Annotated in this window: 15 protein-coding genes, 3 pseudogenes and 1 riboswitch; of the genes and pseudogenes, 1 reads left to right on the top strand and 17 read right to left on the bottom strand. The window is 42.3% G+C overall.

Annotated features, from left to right (window positions below; translation table 11 throughout):
* Positions 1 to 7: 7 nt before the first annotated feature.
* The 7 genes from ACIQVU_RS08855 to ACIQVU_RS08885 form a co-directional block, all read right to left on the bottom strand.
* The gene (locus ACIQVU_RS08855) at positions 8 to 724 is read right to left on the bottom strand and encodes a toast rack family protein (protein WP_402895022.1); all 717 of its coding nucleotides are present in this window, start codon (positions 722 to 724) and stop codon (positions 8 to 10) included.
* 90 nt (positions 725 to 814) lie between these two features.
* Positions 815 to 1,189 (bottom strand): SRPBCC domain-containing protein, encoded by a 375-nt coding sequence (locus ACIQVU_RS08860; RefSeq protein ID WP_402895025.1) that lies wholly within the window; start codon positions 1,187 to 1,189, stop codon positions 815 to 817.
* A 144-nt stretch (positions 1,190 to 1,333) separates the two neighbouring features.
* Positions 1,334 to 2,485, bottom strand: coding sequence for a stalk domain-containing protein (locus ACIQVU_RS08865; RefSeq protein ID WP_340805556.1), 1,152 nt, complete (start codon positions 2,483 to 2,485; stop codon positions 1,334 to 1,336).
* Positions 2,486 to 2,880: 395 nt separating this feature from the next.
* Entirely contained in the window at positions 2,881 to 3,903 is a 1,023-nt protein-coding gene (locus ACIQVU_RS08870) for a DUF3221 domain-containing protein (protein ID WP_340805555.1), read from the bottom strand.
* A gap of 95 nt (positions 3,904 to 3,998) precedes the next feature.
* A complete protein-coding gene (locus ACIQVU_RS08875) occupies positions 3,999 to 4,427 on the bottom strand; it encodes a DUF1801 domain-containing protein (RefSeq protein WP_053995766.1) in 429 nt (142 codons plus the stop codon).
* 41 nt (positions 4,428 to 4,468) lie between these two features.
* Positions 4,469 to 6,283: an ABC transporter ATP-binding protein gene (locus ACIQVU_RS08880; RefSeq protein ID WP_340805554.1), complete on the bottom strand. Its 1,815-nt coding sequence runs from the start codon at positions 6,281 to 6,283 to the stop codon at positions 4,469 to 4,471.
* Positions 6,280 to 8,013: an ABC transporter ATP-binding protein gene (locus tag ACIQVU_RS08885; protein ID WP_402895032.1), complete on the bottom strand. Its 1,734-nt coding sequence runs from the start codon at positions 8,011 to 8,013 to the stop codon at positions 6,280 to 6,282. The genes ACIQVU_RS08880 and ACIQVU_RS08885 overlap by 4 nt, the downstream gene beginning before the upstream one ends.
* 272 nt (positions 8,014 to 8,285) lie before the next feature.
* Here ACIQVU_RS08885 and ACIQVU_RS08890 point away from each other — a divergent pair.
* Positions 8,286 to 8,422 (top strand): annotated as a pseudogene (locus ACIQVU_RS08890) (IS3 family transposase); the annotation flags it as partial.
* A 127-nt stretch (positions 8,423 to 8,549) separates the two neighbouring features.
* Here the strand turns inward: ACIQVU_RS08890 and ACIQVU_RS08895 are convergent.
* From ACIQVU_RS08895 to ACIQVU_RS08940, 10 genes and pseudogenes are all read right to left on the bottom strand, one after another.
* Positions 8,550 to 9,590, bottom strand: coding sequence for a ribonucleotide-diphosphate reductase subunit beta (locus ACIQVU_RS08895; RefSeq protein ID WP_340805552.1), 1,041 nt, complete (start codon positions 9,588 to 9,590; stop codon positions 8,550 to 8,552).
* 13 nt (positions 9,591 to 9,603) lie between these two features.
* Positions 9,604 to 10,515 (bottom strand): annotated as a pseudogene (locus tag ACIQVU_RS08900) (ribonucleoside-diphosphate reductase subunit alpha); the annotation flags it as partial.
* Positions 10,516 to 10,737: 222 nt separating this feature from the next.
* Complete coding sequence (locus tag ACIQVU_RS08905) at positions 10,738 to 11,466, bottom strand: hypothetical protein (RefSeq protein ID WP_340805551.1); 729 nt, start codon at positions 11,464 to 11,466, stop codon at positions 10,738 to 10,740.
* Positions 11,467 to 11,607: 141 nt separating this feature from the next.
* A pseudogene (locus tag ACIQVU_RS08910) lies at positions 11,608 to 12,909 on the bottom strand (ribonucleotide reductase N-terminal alpha domain-containing protein); the annotation flags it as partial.
* Between the two features lie 157 nt (positions 12,910 to 13,066).
* Positions 13,067 to 13,256: riboswitch (cobalamin riboswitch) on the bottom strand.
* Between the two features lie 88 nt (positions 13,257 to 13,344).
* The gene (locus ACIQVU_RS08915) at positions 13,345 to 14,028 is read right to left on the bottom strand and encodes a hypothetical protein (RefSeq protein ID WP_340805550.1); all 684 of its coding nucleotides are present in this window, start codon (positions 14,026 to 14,028) and stop codon (positions 13,345 to 13,347) included.
* The gene (locus tag ACIQVU_RS08920; protein WP_340805549.1) at positions 14,025 to 14,522 is read right to left on the bottom strand and encodes an ECF transporter S component; all 498 of its coding nucleotides are present in this window, start codon (positions 14,520 to 14,522) and stop codon (positions 14,025 to 14,027) included. Before ACIQVU_RS08920 ends, ACIQVU_RS08915 begins: the two co-directional genes overlap by 4 nt.
* Position 14,523: 1 nt before the next feature.
* Positions 14,524 to 14,928 (bottom strand): bifunctional adenosylcobinamide kinase/adenosylcobinamide-phosphate guanylyltransferase, encoded by a 405-nt coding sequence (locus ACIQVU_RS08925; RefSeq protein ID WP_402895035.1) that lies wholly within the window; start codon positions 14,926 to 14,928, stop codon positions 14,524 to 14,526.
* Positions 14,880 to 15,476: a histidine phosphatase family protein gene (locus tag ACIQVU_RS08930; protein ID WP_340805547.1), complete on the bottom strand. Its 597-nt coding sequence runs from the start codon at positions 15,474 to 15,476 to the stop codon at positions 14,880 to 14,882. The genes ACIQVU_RS08925 and ACIQVU_RS08930 overlap by 49 nt, the downstream gene beginning before the upstream one ends.
* Entirely contained in the window at positions 15,449 to 16,225 is a 777-nt protein-coding gene (gene cobS, locus ACIQVU_RS08935) for an adenosylcobinamide-GDP ribazoletransferase (protein WP_340805546.1), read from the bottom strand. Before cobS ends, ACIQVU_RS08930 begins: the two co-directional genes overlap by 28 nt.
* A gap of 20 nt (positions 16,226 to 16,245) precedes the next feature.
* A complete protein-coding gene (locus ACIQVU_RS08940) occupies positions 16,246 to 16,806 on the bottom strand; it encodes a bifunctional adenosylcobinamide kinase/adenosylcobinamide-phosphate guanylyltransferase (protein WP_402895038.1) in 561 nt (186 codons plus the stop codon).
* Positions 16,807 to 16,809 lie beyond the last annotated feature (3 nt).

Here is a 16,809-nt window from a genome sequence, read left to right on the forward strand (position 1 = left end):
TTTTTAGTTATTGATCTACTGTAAATGTAATTTCCCCGATGCCCATTTCAGCGTTCACCTCTACTACAACATCTGCGCTTTCATAGGCTTCATTGACATAGACACCATCGCCCTGTGCGGTAAAGCCTTCAATAGTGGAGGAGCCAATGCCCTTTTCCAGCGTTAGCTTCACCCCAACTGCAGAGGGTAAAATCACCGTTGTTTGCCCAACACCTGTTTCAAGCGTTGTTGTAAAGCTGTTATGCCAATCGCCACCTAAATCGACTGTTACATCGCCTACACCCGTTTCAATCTCTAAATTTTCAAGCTGTAACCCTTGTAAATCAAGATGTGCTTTCGAAGCACCTGTTTCAACCGTTAAATCCATTGGTACATCATTATTAAGCTGCATCGTCCAACTATTTTTCACCTTGGATAGCTTTGGCTTTGAGCCATTTTTATGCTCAATGACAATTTCTCCTTTATCCTTCCTTACATTGTAGCTGACTTGTGGTGCAAGCCTTTCCATATTATAGCTAGCGCTGCCCTCTACCCATTCCTCTGCACCACCTGTAAGCGACATTTCGCCAATGCCAAAATCAATATCTACCGCTAAAGCTTTTACCTGATCCTTCTCCACCACAATGGCTTCCTCCTGCATTTTGCTCGGAATAAAGGAAAAGCACCCCGCTAACAGCAATGCTGACGTCCCCATCACAGCCGCTAAACCCGCTACTTTTTTCATAATTGAATTCCTCCCGCTATCTAATAAATATAGTATAGCAGGAACACTGCTATCACCAATACGTCCCTACGTTTGAAAATTCTCTCAGACCTAAGACGTAGCACCCTCTAGTAATGCCTTTAAATAAGCAAGGGAAACATCATAACCAGCCATATTAAAGCGAACCATTGTACCACCCTGCGGCTCCTCTGCTATCGATATGGCAATTACGGTTTCGGGAACCTCCAAGTAAAATGCAAATTCCTGATGTTTACTAACACGCTCAATCGTTAGCTCCATGGGCAGTGGCTCTGTTAGCTGATTATGCTCGCTTGGCATTAATGTAAATATCATCTTTTCGCCCGCTGCCAAGCGTGGAATCGCCCAAGTAGACCCCGGCGCATACCATTTTGATAATGGCTCCTCCTCTGTAATTGCCTGCCATACCTGCTCAATCGCTGCATCAATCCAAATCGAACTCGTCACACACAATCCCTCCACTTATCAGTTTCCATTATTTTACCGAACTTATGAAAAATAAACAAAAAACGAAACCCACATATTAAAATGTGAGTTTCATGTCGATTTTATCGTTTGTCTTGAGCGAAATTCGATACGACTTTGATAGATTTAATTTTCATGCTGTATAAGTTCATGGCTATGTCCATTCAAATCAATTCGATAATGCCCAAATGTTGCTTTTCGCTCCTCTGCACTATCGCCAAAGCGTTGATAGCCAAATGTTTTGATACCCTGCTCGCTAATTGTCCAATCATGTGCATTGCCCTCTGTATCAAAGACATAATAGAAGCCATGCTTACCTAAATAATCTGATACCCATTGTCCATCTTTCAACGTTGCTACTTTTAGGTTGCTTGTTTCATGAGCATTTACAATGCCACGCATATATTGCGTTACATAATAAACATTGTTACCATACGTTTTTACAGCTTTAATAGGTGCTTGTTCAATCGCTACCCTTGTCAGCTTTTCACCATCAACATGGTATAAAATAAATTCCTGTGTTGTGGCATGGGCATAATGTAGATAGAAATTACCCATAGCCGTCTTAAACCATATATCCCCTAGTCGGACTGTATTTTTATCCTCCGCAAATTCTTGATAGTGAAAAGGCTCGAAATCATAGAAATTATCACTCGAGAATAATCGACCATTTTCTTTGACCATAACCATAAAACGGTCACTGTAGACAACAGACTTTCCGCCATATAGCAATTCACAAGTGCGGATTAGATTCGTATTTTCTAGCGCTGTCCCATCAGCATCCCGAATAACCATAAAGCGAGCGTTTCGAAGGACTGTATAATCTAAATAGACAACCTTTTTATGCAATGCCTCACCAATAGCACGTAAAGGAATATAGGTTGTATTGTTATCAATATTGGCAGCAACATCCATTTGCATTGTTTTGCCATTAACAGTGAGCGCCTTATTTCCTATTTTTAGTGTGATCGTTTGGTTCACATATTTAATCGTAATCATCTGGTTTTTAGCATTGTAATCCACCTTTGCTCCAAAGCCTTCTGCAATAAAACGCAGTGGTACAAGTGTTCTACCATCTTTAATGATTGGTTGTACCGCAGTTGTTAGCTCTCCATTGATAAATGCCTTTTTGCTATCAGGTGATAGAATCATACTATTTTTCAAGTCTTTCTCTGTCACATCCGTATAGTAGTCTGTAAGATTTTCCGCAGATGCTGTATAGTTAGTAGCTCCAAAGAATAACACAACTATCAATAGTGCCATAATGGTTTTCTTCATTGTGTTCCTCCTTGTAATATTTTGTTTATGCTATTTAAGGTAATTAATAATTTTAGAAAAATATTTACTAATTTCGCCATTTATCCCTATATTATCTATATTTTTTCGATATAGCTGTTGATTATCTATAAAAACAAGCTATTCGACTGTATAAGTGAAGGTGAATTCTTTATCGTTTTTTCTAAAGTTGACTTTTTACCATAGCTCGTAATTGATGGCTAATTTGCTACTATGACCTTTATAGATGGATTACTCAATTATTATGGTATTTATAGAAATTAATAGATCATACATTGCATAATCGCAAATATTTAAATAAGAAATAGCCAATTTTTTATTATTCTAGGATTTAATTATCCTAAAATAGTAAATTATAAAACTTCTTTTAGTAGTTTCTACTTTTCACGATGCCTAATATTTGTAGCAACGCCCTGAGCGGGGTAGGATTCATTGTAAGCGCCTGTTGTCCATATAGCCACTCGATCACCAACCGCAAAGGGGCTTGTATCTGGATAGGATACTGTTAACGCATTTGGCTTGGCGATTGCTAAAATTTCTTGTTTTGTTTTCGCCGCAATGTCTTGTGCTGACACATTCCAAATAATCGTTAGCGTTTTAACTGTTTTGTCAATAACAATTCCCTCTGCATCCGCCGTGTGATCTGCATAAAACATCCCCATTGTTAGAGCGCTCCAGCACTGGGCAGTGCCAATGGGATACGGCATGGTATAAAATGTTATAGCAGAAAGCCCTGTGGCACAGCCTGACGCTTTTATGGCTAAAGCCTCTGCTGCTTTATCTACATAATGGATTTGAAATAATGCTGCATCTTGCTTTGTTAGATTACGTAGGTTGGTCGATGCTTCCGCTATTGAATGTTTTCTCGTTATGCCTACCATGATTTTTTGATGGCTAAAATCAACGCTTGCATATTGGATATTGAGTGCTGCCTGATTGGCATGAATCGTTGCCATAACCTTATTCAAATCTGCCTCAGAATAATGGGCTTGATAAAATTGAATCGGCAATGCCTCACCATAGGCTGCTAAAATAGCTTGCTCTACCTCTGTTACCGCTGCCCCGTGTCGTATGCCAATATTCACCACACCACCATTTGCCTGATCAATATACATCCCTAGATAATCCTTAGCATCTAGCATCATTGCTAGCGTCTGCTGGATTTGAGGAATGACGCTGCTTTGTGTTTGAAACCGCTGCTCTAGTACAGCCTCCTCCTCTGGTGATAAGTACATATTGTACACTGCCGAGTATGGCAATGACTGGATAAGCTCAGGGTCTGTTGATAAGCCATATGCTTTGCGTCCTTCAATTTTTGCTTGGTCATCTATAGCTAGTGCTTCGCTTCCAATCAATAGCGTAGCTAGTATAACTATGCATAGCGTAAGTATTTGCCTCATTGTCATCCTCCTTCTAACCGCTTAGACGTATGATAGCTGAAAGTGTTACATAGAGAAAAGGCTGCCGAGAACAATATTCTCAACAGCCAAATGTCTTATGCCTCTTCTGATGGATAGGTTTTTTGTAGAAAGGCTATAGATTGCTGGATCAGAGCCTTTAACACGTCAATATCAATATCCGCTAGCTTATTAATATAGACACACGCTTTTCCAGTTGTATGCTTGCCAAATTGCTGGAGTAGCTGCTCACGCTCTGGATCGCCCGGTGCAAAGTATAGACTAATTTTTGCTTTGCGAGGGGAAAAGCTTACAAGCGGTGCATCCCCTTCATGCCCTGTTTGATATTTATAATGGTATTTCCCAAAACCGATAATGCTTGGACCCCACATTTTTGCCTCATAGCCTGACACTTCCGTAAAAATATCAACAAGCTGATATGCATCCTCGCGCTTTTTTGGATGGTCTACGCTTTCAATAAATTCAATAACACTGGCATCCGTTTCTGTTGTTTTTAATTCATACATATAAACCCCTCGCCTTCTGAAAGATGTATATCTATTATTCCCTATTCTACCTGCTCTAACAATAGCTTTTGTTGCAGTTCGTAATAAATGCCCTGCTGCTGCATTAATGCTTGATGATTGCCTTGCTCCACAATTTCCCCCTGCTGAATCACAAGGATTTTATCGGCATTTTCAATCGTTTTTAAGCGATGGGCAATCACAAAGCTTGTGCGCCCCTGCATTAAATGCTGTAGGCCCTTTTGAATATCGACCTCTGTTTGTGTATCCACGCTTGATGTTGCTTCATCTAAAATTAAAATATCCGCATTTTCTAAAATGGCACGAGCAATGGCAATTAGCTGGCGTTGTCCCTGACTTAAGTTAGCACCACCAGCCTGCACATGTGTATCGTACTGGGCTGGCAAATATTTAATAAAGTGATGGGCATTAGCAATTTTTGCCGCCTCCTCGACCTCTGCATCTGTTGCATCGAGCCGACCGAAGCGAATATTTTCTCGAACTGTGCCAGAGAACAAATACGTATCCTGCAATACAACGCCAACTTTTTGCCGAATGGTTGCCATTTGATAATGCTCAATCGGCTGCCCATCAATTAGAATTGTTCCTTGGTCAACATCATAAAAACGTGTTAGTAAATTAATAATCGTTGTTTTGCCTGAGCCTGTTGGACCAACAAGGGCAATGGTTTCCCCTGCCTTAGCATGGAAGCAAATGTTTTTAAGCACAGGCTTATCGGGTGTATAGCTAAATGATACATTGTTAAAAGCCACATCTCCTCGGAATGCGGGGACAGCAATGGCATGTGGTCGGTCAGCTACCTCTGATGGCTCATCAAGTATTTCAAACACACGCTCCGCACCAGCAATAGCGGATTGAAATGTATTCAGCAAATTCGAGAGCTGGTTAAGCGGACGGAAAAATTGGCGTGTGTATGTTACAAAGGCTGCAATAATACCGACAGATACAATGCCGTTCACCGCCAGCAATGCCCCTGTGCCAATCACAATGGCTAAGCCAAGGTTATTCATAAAGTTATTAATCGGTCCTAATAAGCCAGAGGTAATTTCTGCGCGCTGGGCAGAGTGACGCAACGCTTCATTTTGCTGACGGAACATAGCAATTGTTTGCTGCTCCTTACCAAAAAGCGTTACTACCTCCGCGCCTGTAATCATCTCCTCAATATAGCCGTTTAGCTTACCAAGATCACGCTGACGTGCCGCATAATTTTTACTGCTGCGCTTGACAATTTGCTTTGTTGAGAAAACAATAAGCGGAATAATAATGAGTGTCACAAGCGCCAATTGCCAGCTTAAGGCAAACATCGCAATGCTGACACCAATCACCGTTAAAATGGACGATACAATTTGTGTCACGCTTTGGGCAAGTGCTGTATTGAGGTTATCAATATCATTCGTTACACGACTCATTAAATCGCCCAATGCACGCTGGTCAAAAAAGCGTAATGTTAATGCTTGCAGCTTTTGAAAGAGCGCTAAGCGCAATGTGCGAATCGTTGTCATGGCCACACGAATCATGACATAGGTTTGCAGCCATGTAAAAATGGATGCCGCACTAAAAATAATAGCGAGCACAATGCTTTGGCGAATTGCTCCTGCAATATCCTTTGTTAAAATATATTCATCAATGATATGCCCAATCATATAGGGGCCTGCCAAGCTTAAAAAGGTCGATGCTAGCACAAAAAAGATGGCAAAAAACAGCCCGATTTTTTGCTGCTTCACATAGTGCCCTATTCTAATGAGTGTGGCTTGCTGATTTTTCGCTTTTTCAGCGGGTCCTGCCACACGAGGCCCACGTCCAAAATTTATTTGCTTTGGTTGCTGCTGTTGACTCATGCTTGTTCACCAGCCTTTTGCTGTGATGCATAAATTGCTTGATAGTGCGGATTTGTTTGTAGAAGCTCCTGATGTGTGCCCTGCCCAACAATTTCACCATCCGCTAAGACAAGAATCATATCCGCCTGCTGAATCGAGGTAATTTTCGATGCTACGATAAATGTTGTTGTATCCGCATAATTTGCAGCAATCGCCTGCTGTACATGCTTCTCAGAGCCACTATCAAGTGCCGAGGTTGTATCATCCAGCACTAAAATGGCAGGCTTGCGAATAAGCGCTCGACTTAACGCAAGCCGCTGCTTTTGCCCACCGGAAAGATTGGTAGCCCCCTGTGCTAATGGATATGCCAAGCCCTGCTCAAGCCGCTCCACAAATTCACTGGCACAAGCCGCATCTAAAGCCTGCTGTAGCTCCTCTGCGCTTGCCTCGTCCTTGCCAAGACGAACATTGCTGTCAATTGTCCCTGAAAATAGCAATGCTCTTTGTGGTGTAAAGCCAATATATGCTCGTAATGTAGCCAATGCATAGGATTTAAGTGGCTTGCCATCTACACGGATTTCCCCGCCTGTTGGGTCAAATAGACGTGGCAATAGCTTAACGAGCGTCGATTTACCGCTGCCTGTTTTCCCAATAATGCCCACCGTTTGCCCAGGCTGCACCGAAAATGAAATATTTTTCAAGACATCCTCTGCGGTATCGTAGTAGCGATAGCTTACATGGTCAAAATCAATTGCTCCTGCTAGCGGCTCAGCAAGCGCATTGGCGGCTTCCTTCACCGCAACATCCTTATGTAATACATCGACAATACGTTCTCCTGAGGGCAGTGCGCGCGCAATTTGCATCAGCACCATGCTGGAGGACATTAAGCCATTTAAAATCATTGTTAAATAGTTAATAAAGGCAAGAATAACCCCAACCTGTAAAGTGCCTGCCTCCACCTTGATCGCGCCAAGCCAGAGCGCTGCCACAATGCCAAGATTAACCACAAACATGGTAAAAGGCACAAGCACCCCAACAATTTGCTCGGCGGTCATAAAACGCTTTGTCAGCACATGATTCAAGCTACTAAATTGCGAAATTTGCTGCTGTTCACGTCGAAAGGCCTTCACCACGCGAATTCCAGCAAGATTTTCCTGTAGCTTTGTATTGACCGCATCAATTGCCTCCTGCACACGGCGATAAAGCATGCCTGAATACTTTGTAAAAAAGTACATGGCAATAATTAAAATGGGTACGATAATCAGCAGAATGGAAAAAAGCTCCCGTGCTGTGATAAAAACAATAATAACTGCTCCGATAAATAGCAATGGCCCACGCACAAAAATACGTAATGTCATCATAAATGCGCGCTGAATGCTTTCTACATCACTTGTTAAAATCGTAATCAGCTTGCCTGTTGTCAAGGCATCACGCTCTCTTGCTGAATAGCTCATCATTTTTTCATAAAGTGCCTGCCGAATATCTGAGGCAAAATGAATCGCTGCCTTTGAGCTGTAATACGAGCAGCCGATACCGCCTACTAGCCCAAGCACCGCGCTTATCAGCATCCAGCCAAACATTTTCAGCACATATGGATGATCTTCATTGGCAATGCCTGTATCAATCATATGCTGCATAATGGTTGGCTGTAGCAAATCCATTGTCACCTCTAGCACCATTAGCAGTGGTGCAATAATGGTTAAAAATTTGTAGGGCGCTAAATACTGCCCTAATTGTTTAATTGCTTGCATACTGTCGCTCCGTTCTGTTCAAATCCCATTCGCTTTCCATTATAACTGAAAATCATTCGCAATTGGCAATGTTTTTCGAGTCACGTAATAGTTGGTTGCACAAGGATGACAAAAATGTCACATTAAATCATGTTACATCTATGGTTGGCGAGGCTGTTCCTGTCTAGTATGGTGGTAAAGGAGGTCAACTATATGACAATTATTATTGAAACAAAAAATCTATCAAAATCTTATGGTAAAACACAGGTCTTAAAAAATATTGATTTAACCATAAAGAGTTTGAAAGTATAGAGCATTTTAAAATCGAATTAGAAACCTACATTACGTATTACAATACAAAATGAATTAAGGCAAAATAAAAGGCATGAGTCCGATACAGTATCGAACCCATGCCCAAACCGCTGCCTAATGAAATAACCATGTCTAACTTTTAAGGGTCACTTCACATAGTGGAGTGTTTTATCAGGGCTATCCGCGAAGCTGGAGTAAATACCCGCGGAGGCAAAGGCAATACCCGCGAACAAAGCAAGCAAATATTATAAATCATCAAAACCATTATCTTCTACATTCACTTTGACATATTGGCGGGAACGCTGCTCAAAGAAGTCTGTTTTGCCTTGGTCCACATCCTCATATGCCTTAATCCATTTCAATGGATTTTTGCGATAGCCGTCAAATGGGCGGTCAACGCCAAGCTGATTACAGCGCACATTGGCATAGAAGTGGACATAATCATGGACATCCTCAACATCAAGCCCTTCAATTTTATCGCCGATCACTTCATTTGCCCAATCGATTTCCAGTTGAACGGCTTCGCGGAAGATATCCTGCACCTTCTCTTTACGCTCAGGTGTATCGTACTCTGGATATTCCGCTAATAGCTCCTGATAAATTTTCACAAATAAATCGACATGGAGCTGCTCATCGCGATTAATATAATTGATCATCGTAGACGTAGCGACCATTTTTTGATTGCGCGCTAAATGATAGAAGAAGGCAAAGCCCGAATAGAAAAATAAGCCCTCTAAAATGACATCATAAATAATGGCTTCTAGCATATTTTCAACCGTTGGCTCCTCGGAAAAAGCATGGTAGCCTTTAATGACAAAATCATTGCGACGCTCTAGCACGGGCTCCGTACGCCAAAAATCAAAGGTACGATCCTGCTCAGCTTTATTAACAATACTTGACAGCACATAGGAATAGGAGTGATTATGAATAACCTCCTGCTGTGCTAGAATAATCATTAACGCATTTAAGCTCGAATCGGTTAAATAGTCTGCCACCTTGCCAGCAAAATCCGTTTGCACACTATCCAATAGTGCCAATAAGCCAATAATTTTTAAAAATGATTCTTGTTCATCCTTTGTTAGCTCTGGAAACTGCTTAACATCATTGCTCATATTAATTTCAAAGGGTGTCCAGAAGTTGCCAAGCATTTTTTTATACTTAGGATACGCCCAGCTAAAGCGCACGTCATCCCAATTTAAAATATTAGAGGAGCGCCCGTTCACAATACCTGTAGAGCGGTTAGGTGCTTCCTTATCCATAATTTGTCGTTTCGTAATTGTTGTCATCGTTTTATTCCTCCTAGCTTGCACAAGACTCACATTCTAATAATTCGACAGATGTGGAGCGTACATAATAGGTTGTTTTCACACCACTTGCCCAAGCGTTCATATGCAGTGCCAGTAAATCCTTCGCCTTAATAGTATTTTGAACATATAAATTCAATGAAATGCCTTGGTCGATATGGCGGGCACGGGCTGCATTTTGCTTAATTGTCCAATTTTGATCGATGAAATAAGCAGATTTATAGTACCAAGTTGTTACTGGCGATAAATCAGGCACAGTCACAGGGATTTTATAGTCCTTCTTCTCCTCTGAGTAGCTCTTTTGGAAAATCGGGTCAATTGTTGCTGTACTGCCTGCTAAAATGGATGTCGAGGAATTCGGAGCAATCGCCATCACATAGCCATTGCGCATTCCTTCTTTCGCCACTGCCTTGCGTAAAGCATTCCATTTGTCGCTATTATAGTCACGCTTGTCAAAGTAGGCTCCTGTTTGCCAATCAGAGCCCTCGAATAATGGATACGCTCCTTTTTCACTTGCTAACGCATTGGAGGCACGAATTGTTAAATAGGCAATGTCCTCATACAGCTTATCCGCGTATTCGACTGCTTCCTCGGACTCCCATTGAATTTCCTTCAGCGCTAATAAATGATGCCAGCCAAATGTGCCAAGTCCAATGCCGCGGTAGCGTAAATTGGTGCGCTCTGCCTGCTTTACAGGAATCGTATTTAACGCAATAACATTATCAAGCATACGTACCTGAATCGGAATTAAACGCTCTAAGACGTTAGCAGGTACAGCTCTTCCTAGATTAATAGAAGACAAGTTACAAACAACAAAATCGCCAGGCTTACGACGCGTGACAATCACATCGTCCTCAAGTGTAATCGATTCAAATTCAGTTGGTGACATATTTTGAAAAATTTCAGTCCTTTTCTTCAATTAGGTTCGCTAAGCCTAATCCGTTCTTTTATGAACTGCTGCATATCACTATGCAGAGGAGACTATATCATCATCCTCAGCTCTACCTGTAGGATGCTCCGCTTTTCCCTTTATGAATTATCCCTTAATAGGGCCTCGCTTGAGGGGTACTCTACTCGCTTCTTCACCCATGTTTTTCAATGAGCTATACTTTCGATAGTCGTTAGGCATTTACTTTTGATTAAGTAAAATATGGTCAGGGAAATTTTGAGAATTCATTCTATATCTCATGGCATGTGTTGAAATACCATAAAACTTAGCTGCTTCTGTTATTGAATCAAATACCTGATTACCAACTTTACACGGATAGCCATTAATTTTAACTTCCCTTTTTGGCATTACTCGTGTATATGATGGAAAATTATCCGAATTTAATCTGTAATTAATTGTACTAATACCTATTCCTAATTGGTGTGAAGCCAGTGTGACTGATTCATATTCAACACTATCAATTATGACACACTTTGAGTTGGCCTTTTTCACTGATTCAATCATTTTTTTTGTTTTAGGCTTGCCAAATTGATGATTGCCTTTGCCAGTCATTTGCTCAGTTCTTTGCTTTCTTATAGCTTCCTTATTTGGGTTAAAAGTAAAGATATCTCCACCAATTGAAGTAAGTTTAATATTATAATATTCAGTAGAATTAACAACATCAAAGTAATTCAAGTAAAACTCTTCTAATTGATTTAATTCTTCTTCAGAATAAGCATTACAAATAATTTCTCTCTCAAAATTTTCTTTACCGTATTTTTTTATGGCTCTTTTCAAATATACTCCTGATCCTAAGTAATTTTCCCAGTTATTTACTCGATCATAAATACATTTCCCAATATATTTTTTACCATTTAATTTATTTGTTGTTACATATATGAACCCATATTCTTTAGAAATATCAATCACTCCTAAAACAGAATATTTGTTCTATTATATAAAACTCCAAATATTTAATCAAAAGATTTAGCACGGTGGGTTATCACTGAGTGACTTTCCCCGTTTAACGGAGTTTTCGACAACCATTTCTGATTGAAGGTGCTACAATTAACACAAATTCGAACTGTAAATCATGCCTTCATGCTGATTCGGATTCATGCGGTTCACTTCATCACGGTAGAACATAAACGGCACACCTGTTTCGAGCTGTGAGCGCATAATTCGCTTCATAATATCAATGGCTGGTACGACTTCACGGCTTAATAATGGATTTGCCACACATGCAGCATAGTTCGTGCGGAAGGAGCCATTTCCCTTTGCTTCATCGTAGGAATCCTCTAAGGAGAAGCCCATCACCTCACGTACTTCATGCGGGTCAAATAAATGCCAATCCTCACGTGCCTCCACTGCTTCCATAAAAATATCTGGTATGCATAGCCCTGTAAAAATATCATGGGCACGTAAACGCTCATCCCCATTGTTTAGGCGTAAATCTAAAAATGTAAAAACATCCTTATGCCAAACATCTAAATAAACAGCGATAGCTCCTTGGCGTTGTCCAAGCTGGTCAACTGAAACGGCTGTATTATTGAGCTGCTTAATCCACGGTAGCACACCACTGGATGCGCCCTTAAAGCCTTTAATGGCTGAGCCACGGCTACGAATTTTTCCCATATAAACACCGATACCACCGCCATATTTTGATAATGTCGCCACATCGGTATTAGTATCATAAATGCTTTGCAGGCTATCATCGACTGTGTCAATAAAGCAGCTAGAAAGCTGACCATGTGTTTTCCCAGCATTCGATAATGTTGGTGTTGCGACTGTCATATATAAATTACTCATCGCCCAATAAGCCTCTTGCACCTTTGTTAAACGGTCCTCTGTTTCATCCTGCATTAATGTCATGGCAATGACCATCCAGCGCTCCTGAGGAAGCTCCACAGGCGTTTTCGTATAATCACGCACAACATAGCGATCCATTAATGTTTTTAAGCCGATATATGTAAATAGCTCGTCACGACTAGCGTCTAAATAGCTTGTTAATTGCTGTAGCTCCTGTGCACTATATTTAGCTGTTAAGCTGTTATGATACAAGCCAGCCTCTGTATATCGTGCAAGCTGTGCTGGGAATGCTTGATACACATCCGTTGGTGCAACACCACGCTGTGCTGCAAATTGATTGTATAATTTTTCTAAGTAAAGATGTGCAGCCACAAATGTCCAGTAGGGCTCCTCCTCATCTATCAAGCTAAGCGCCTGTAAAATCATTGCATCCGCCCATGCGTCAAATGTAGCATTATCATTTTTGCGTAGCCAGCGATCCGATAATCTCACAAAGCTTTCCAGTTCATCCTCCGTGTAACGTTGTTGTAGCTTAGCTATTTGCTGTTCAATTTGCGTTGTCATCTATTCTCTCCCTTTCCTCCAGCAACATAAAAAAGCGATTACGCAACATTAATCGGCTGCATAATCGCTGTACAATCGGAAATGGAAATGAAGGACAAGCACACAAAAGCCGTGTGCAAATCTCTCGCCTCCACTTCTCAATCCCCGAAGAATGTGTTGCTGTCTTGAACAATGCGGCAGGTCTCCTGGCTTATGCTTCCTCCAAATAATCGCCTTCCCATTAAAAAAACAGTGGCTCCTTGATTATTTGTCAGCACGTACAGTTGCGGGGACAGCTTCGGCTTACAAGCATACTTGCTCCGAATTCCCTTTTAAACCATCTTGGTACCGTTTGTCCAACATACTATATATAGTGTTTTGATTCCTAAACAAATCTAACATATTGTGTTTAGGGTTGCAATAGGTGTTTTGCCCCTTGTTATGCTTTGGCTCAACTCAAGCCCGATGGCAATGCAGTTTTGCAAAATTTCTAGGGAAAAATTTTTGTGCCTGCTGCTCTTTTGCTGGGTCTATACCAAGTAAAAGAACGGTGCATGGGCCTGCTGATTTAGTTGCATCCAACGGACTGTCCACAACCATCTGTCCAAAAAGACGGCTATATTCCCCCTGTAGCCCCTTTGACCCAACAGGCCATACTTGCTGCACAATTTCTGACTGCCATGCTTGAAAAATCGGCTGAAGCTGTGCAACATCCTCAGGCTGTGCTAGTACCTCTGCCCCCACAAGCGGTAAGCCATATGTATACCAGCTCAGCCGTTCACGCTGAAAGGCTGCACGCTGCTGTGGCTCCCCAAGCATTGTAATAGCTAAGCCTGATTGACTAGTTGGCATATTGGATTCTGTGCTCCCAGCAATGGTAGGGCAGGCAAGCCCTGCTTCCTCAAAAACTTGCTGTATCCCTGCTAGATAACGTGACCATGCGGCATCTCCCGAAAAATTCGCCAGCAAAATATGCGTAGGCAAAGCCTGTGCGGCAAGCTGCTCTAAAAAGGTAACACGCGCTGTCATATAGGCTGTCAATGTATCTGATGCTGCTACAATATCCTGTGGCTTTTGCCCGATGGCTGCCGCATTATCCATTGTCGCAATAAGGCTTCCTACCTGTATGGCATTTCTCATAATAGGCTACCTTCCTTGCGCACTAAAACCTTTGTTAATACAGGCATAACGATAGCAGCTATCACTAAATTAATCGCTGTTGCCGCACAAATGCTGGCAAGCGCTCCCCAGAAAAATGCTGGGCTAATGATAAAGTAAAACGGCAATGGTGCAGCTACACCGTTTAGCAGAAAGGCAACAGGCCATTTCCAAACATGCATCCCCCTTCTATGCATCACCCCAAAAAGCCACACAACACCAAACATTTCAGCAGCAATAATAAGATGCAACGGACCTAGTGGAAAGCCTGCTGTTAATGCTGTTATAAAATGCCCAATTAGTCCTGCCGCTCCCGCTAGCACAGGCGATAAAAAAACAACACTTAAAAAGGCAGGCGCTGAGTCAAGCGCAACCGTTGGCATGATAAATAATGGAATTTTAATCATTGCCCCCACCGCACAAATTGCTGCAACCATTGCTGCCAGTACCCATTTCACCAGCTTTTGTCGCTCCATGTCATTCCCTCTTTTCCTTAATAGACTCACCAATGCCATACCAAATGCGAACAACCTGCTCCGCTTCCGCAAATAAAGCCTGATAGAAGCGACCACAGGTATCCCGTAATAGCCGTGCCTGCTTGTCCATTGGCACAACGCCACGCCCCATATCTGTCACAATCACTGCCAATGTACATTGCTGCGCTAGCTGCCGTAGCTCTGTCAGCATCGTTTGAATAAGTGGCGCATCATCCTCTAACGACTGTGTTACCAGCCATTTTTCTAAATTTTTCAGCACCAGCACGTCACACGCTGGCGCTTCCTTTGGTATTGCACCATCCACCAGTACAACGTGCTGCTGTTGATAGTAACGCATTACATAGTCGGTTTTGCCATTATAGGCTCCACCAATAAAGATATGCATCTTGCTCCCTCCTCCCAAGCCTTACGCGTAAATGTTAAAATAAATTGCTGGTCATGCGACACCTGATACGACCAAAAGGGCTGTTCCGTTGGAGCAAATGCTACAAGCAAGGCACGAATCACTCCACCATGAACGACAAGATAATAGTGATCCTCATCCTTTGGCAAAGCATAAAAGCCATCTAGTACACGCGCGGTAAATGCCTTAAAGCGCTCGCCCTGCGGCGGTGGCGTCTGGTCAGGGTCATCGAGCCATGCACGATACTGGGGCTGTGCCTGTAAATCCGTATAGGTCTTGCCTTCAAATGCCCCAAAATGCATTTCTCGCAATCTTGCATCTGCACAATAGCTGGCATTTGGAAAATAATACGACGCTGTTGTTTGACAGCGCTGTAAATCACTGCCATACACTTGTTGAACGGTATCATCAATTACAGTGAGTGCCATTGGATTAGCCAATGGTGCATCCGTCCAGCCAAGATAGCGTTTTTCTATATTGGCAGTTGTTGGTGCATGCCGAATTAAGCGCACAGTAACAATGTCACCCATAGCACAACCTCCATTCCTTCAATTGAAGCGCCCAGTAAATCACCTGATACACCGCCAAAATTACGCACAGTAAACTGGCGAAATAGCAGCAAGGCCAGCGCTAGCACCACTACAAGTATAACAGGCACGATTGACAGCTTTGTGATCACGAGTACAAGCGCTAGCCCCAGTATAAGAGATACTAGCATCCAGCCTGTTAATGCCTTTGCATGAATATGTGATTGAAAATAATAGGCAAGCCCTTTATCCTTCGCACATTTCAGCGATAAAAAATAAAGGCTCATCCCAATCCTTGTTAAAAAAGGTACGAATACAGCCATCCATAGAGCAAATTGCTGTTGGACAAAAAGCTCATGCAAAATAACAAACTTCCCTAATAATAAAAATAGCACAGCTAATACACCAAATGCCCCCACCCGTGGGTCATCTAAAATTTCCAGCCGCTTCTCACGATCCCGATACGAAAAATAAGCATCCCCCATATCAATAAAGCCATCTAAATGCAAGCCACCTGTCCATAAGGCAAAGAGCCCCAGCACAATAAAGGCTAGCAATATATCACTGCTTGCCGTCCACTGTGTTAGACCGTAAAGAACAACGGCTACAGTTGCCCCCATCAAAGCCCCTATCCACGGTAGGCAGGCAAACATCCCTGTAATGGTGGCTCTATTTAATGGCAGCTCTTTCTGTACAGGCAATACCGTAAAAAATTGAAATGCTAGCAGTAGGCTAGACCATATCGTTTTCATTTTTTTGCCTTCCTTCTCGATTACTTCCATCTTTTCACAATACCATAATGGATTTCATAGGCTTCTTGTGCGGTAGCGACAAACCATTGATGGCATTGCCCCAGCGTTTGTCGATAAAGCTCCACCTCATGGCTTGCATAGGGCGGCTCATCAAACAGCTCATTCGACACAACAAGCAGCACAATATCTTGTGCTAGCAATGCCTCGATTGCCTGCTTGACCTGTGCAAGCTTGTTATCTAAGCAGCCTGGCTGTGCAAAGCAAGGTGTACCATCATCAAAGCCCTCATAAAAAATATTTGCCAGCCATGTTGTAACACAATCCCATAGCACAATATCGCCAGCCTTGCATTCAGCAAGCGCATCCGCTATTGCAGAGGGGGCCTCCACCGTGTGCCAATGTATAGGCTGTGCTTGCCGATCTGCCTGATGACGTAAAATGCGCTGCTGCATCTCCTGATCCAAGGCAACACCAGAGGCAAGATAAATAAACCGCTGTGCTTGGCAATAGCGTGCTGCCATTTGTTCAGCAAATTGGGATTTACCACTGCGCACACCGCCTGCTATAAAAATAAGTGGCATTTC

This window comes from Lysinibacillus sp. NPDC098008 (assembly GCF_044760715.1).
In the GTDB taxonomy this organism is placed as follows: Bacteria; Bacillota; Bacilli; order Bacillales_A; family Planococcaceae; genus Lysinibacillus.

Coding starts and splice junctions, on each gene's coding strand:
- ACIQVU_RS08885 (WP_402895032.1), bottom strand. CDS start 8,013: ATGCAAGCAATTAAACAATTAGGGCAGTATTTAGCGCCCTACAAATTT.
- ACIQVU_RS08870 (WP_340805555.1), bottom strand. CDS start 3,903: ATGAGGCAAATACTTACGCTATGCATAGTTATACTAGCTACGCTATTG.
- ACIQVU_RS08915 (WP_340805550.1), bottom strand. CDS start 14,028: ATGAGAAATGCCATACAGGTAGGAAGCCTTATTGCGACAATGGATAAT.
- ACIQVU_RS08940 (WP_402895038.1), bottom strand. CDS start 16,806: ATGCCACTTATTTTTATAGCAGGCGGTGTGCGCAGTGGTAAATCCCAA.
- cobS (WP_340805546.1), bottom strand. CDS start 16,225: ATGAAAACGATATGGTCTAGCCTACTGCTAGCATTTCAATTTTTTACG.
- ACIQVU_RS08865 (WP_340805556.1), bottom strand. CDS start 2,485: ATGAAGAAAACCATTATGGCACTATTGATAGTTGTGTTATTCTTTGGA.
- ACIQVU_RS08880 (WP_340805554.1), bottom strand. CDS start 6,283: ATGAGTCAACAGCAGCAACCAAAGCAAATAAATTTTGGACGTGGGCCT.
- ACIQVU_RS08895 (WP_340805552.1), bottom strand. CDS start 9,590: ATGACAACAATTACGAAACGACAAATTATGGATAAGGAAGCACCTAAC.
- ACIQVU_RS08920 (WP_340805549.1), bottom strand. CDS start 14,522: ATGGAGCGACAAAAGCTGGTGAAATGGGTACTGGCAGCAATGGTTGCA.
- ACIQVU_RS08930 (WP_340805547.1), bottom strand. CDS start 15,476: ATGGGTGACATTGTTACTGTGCGCTTAATTCGGCATGCACCAACAACT.
- ACIQVU_RS08925 (WP_402895035.1), bottom strand. CDS start 14,928: ATGCATATCTTTATTGGTGGAGCCTATAATGGCAAAACCGACTATGTA.
- ACIQVU_RS08875 (WP_053995766.1), bottom strand. CDS start 4,427: ATGTATGAATTAAAAACAACAGAAACGGATGCCAGTGTTATTGAATTT.
- ACIQVU_RS08855 (WP_402895022.1), bottom strand. CDS start 724: ATGAAAAAAGTAGCGGGTTTAGCGGCTGTGATGGGGACGTCAGCATTG.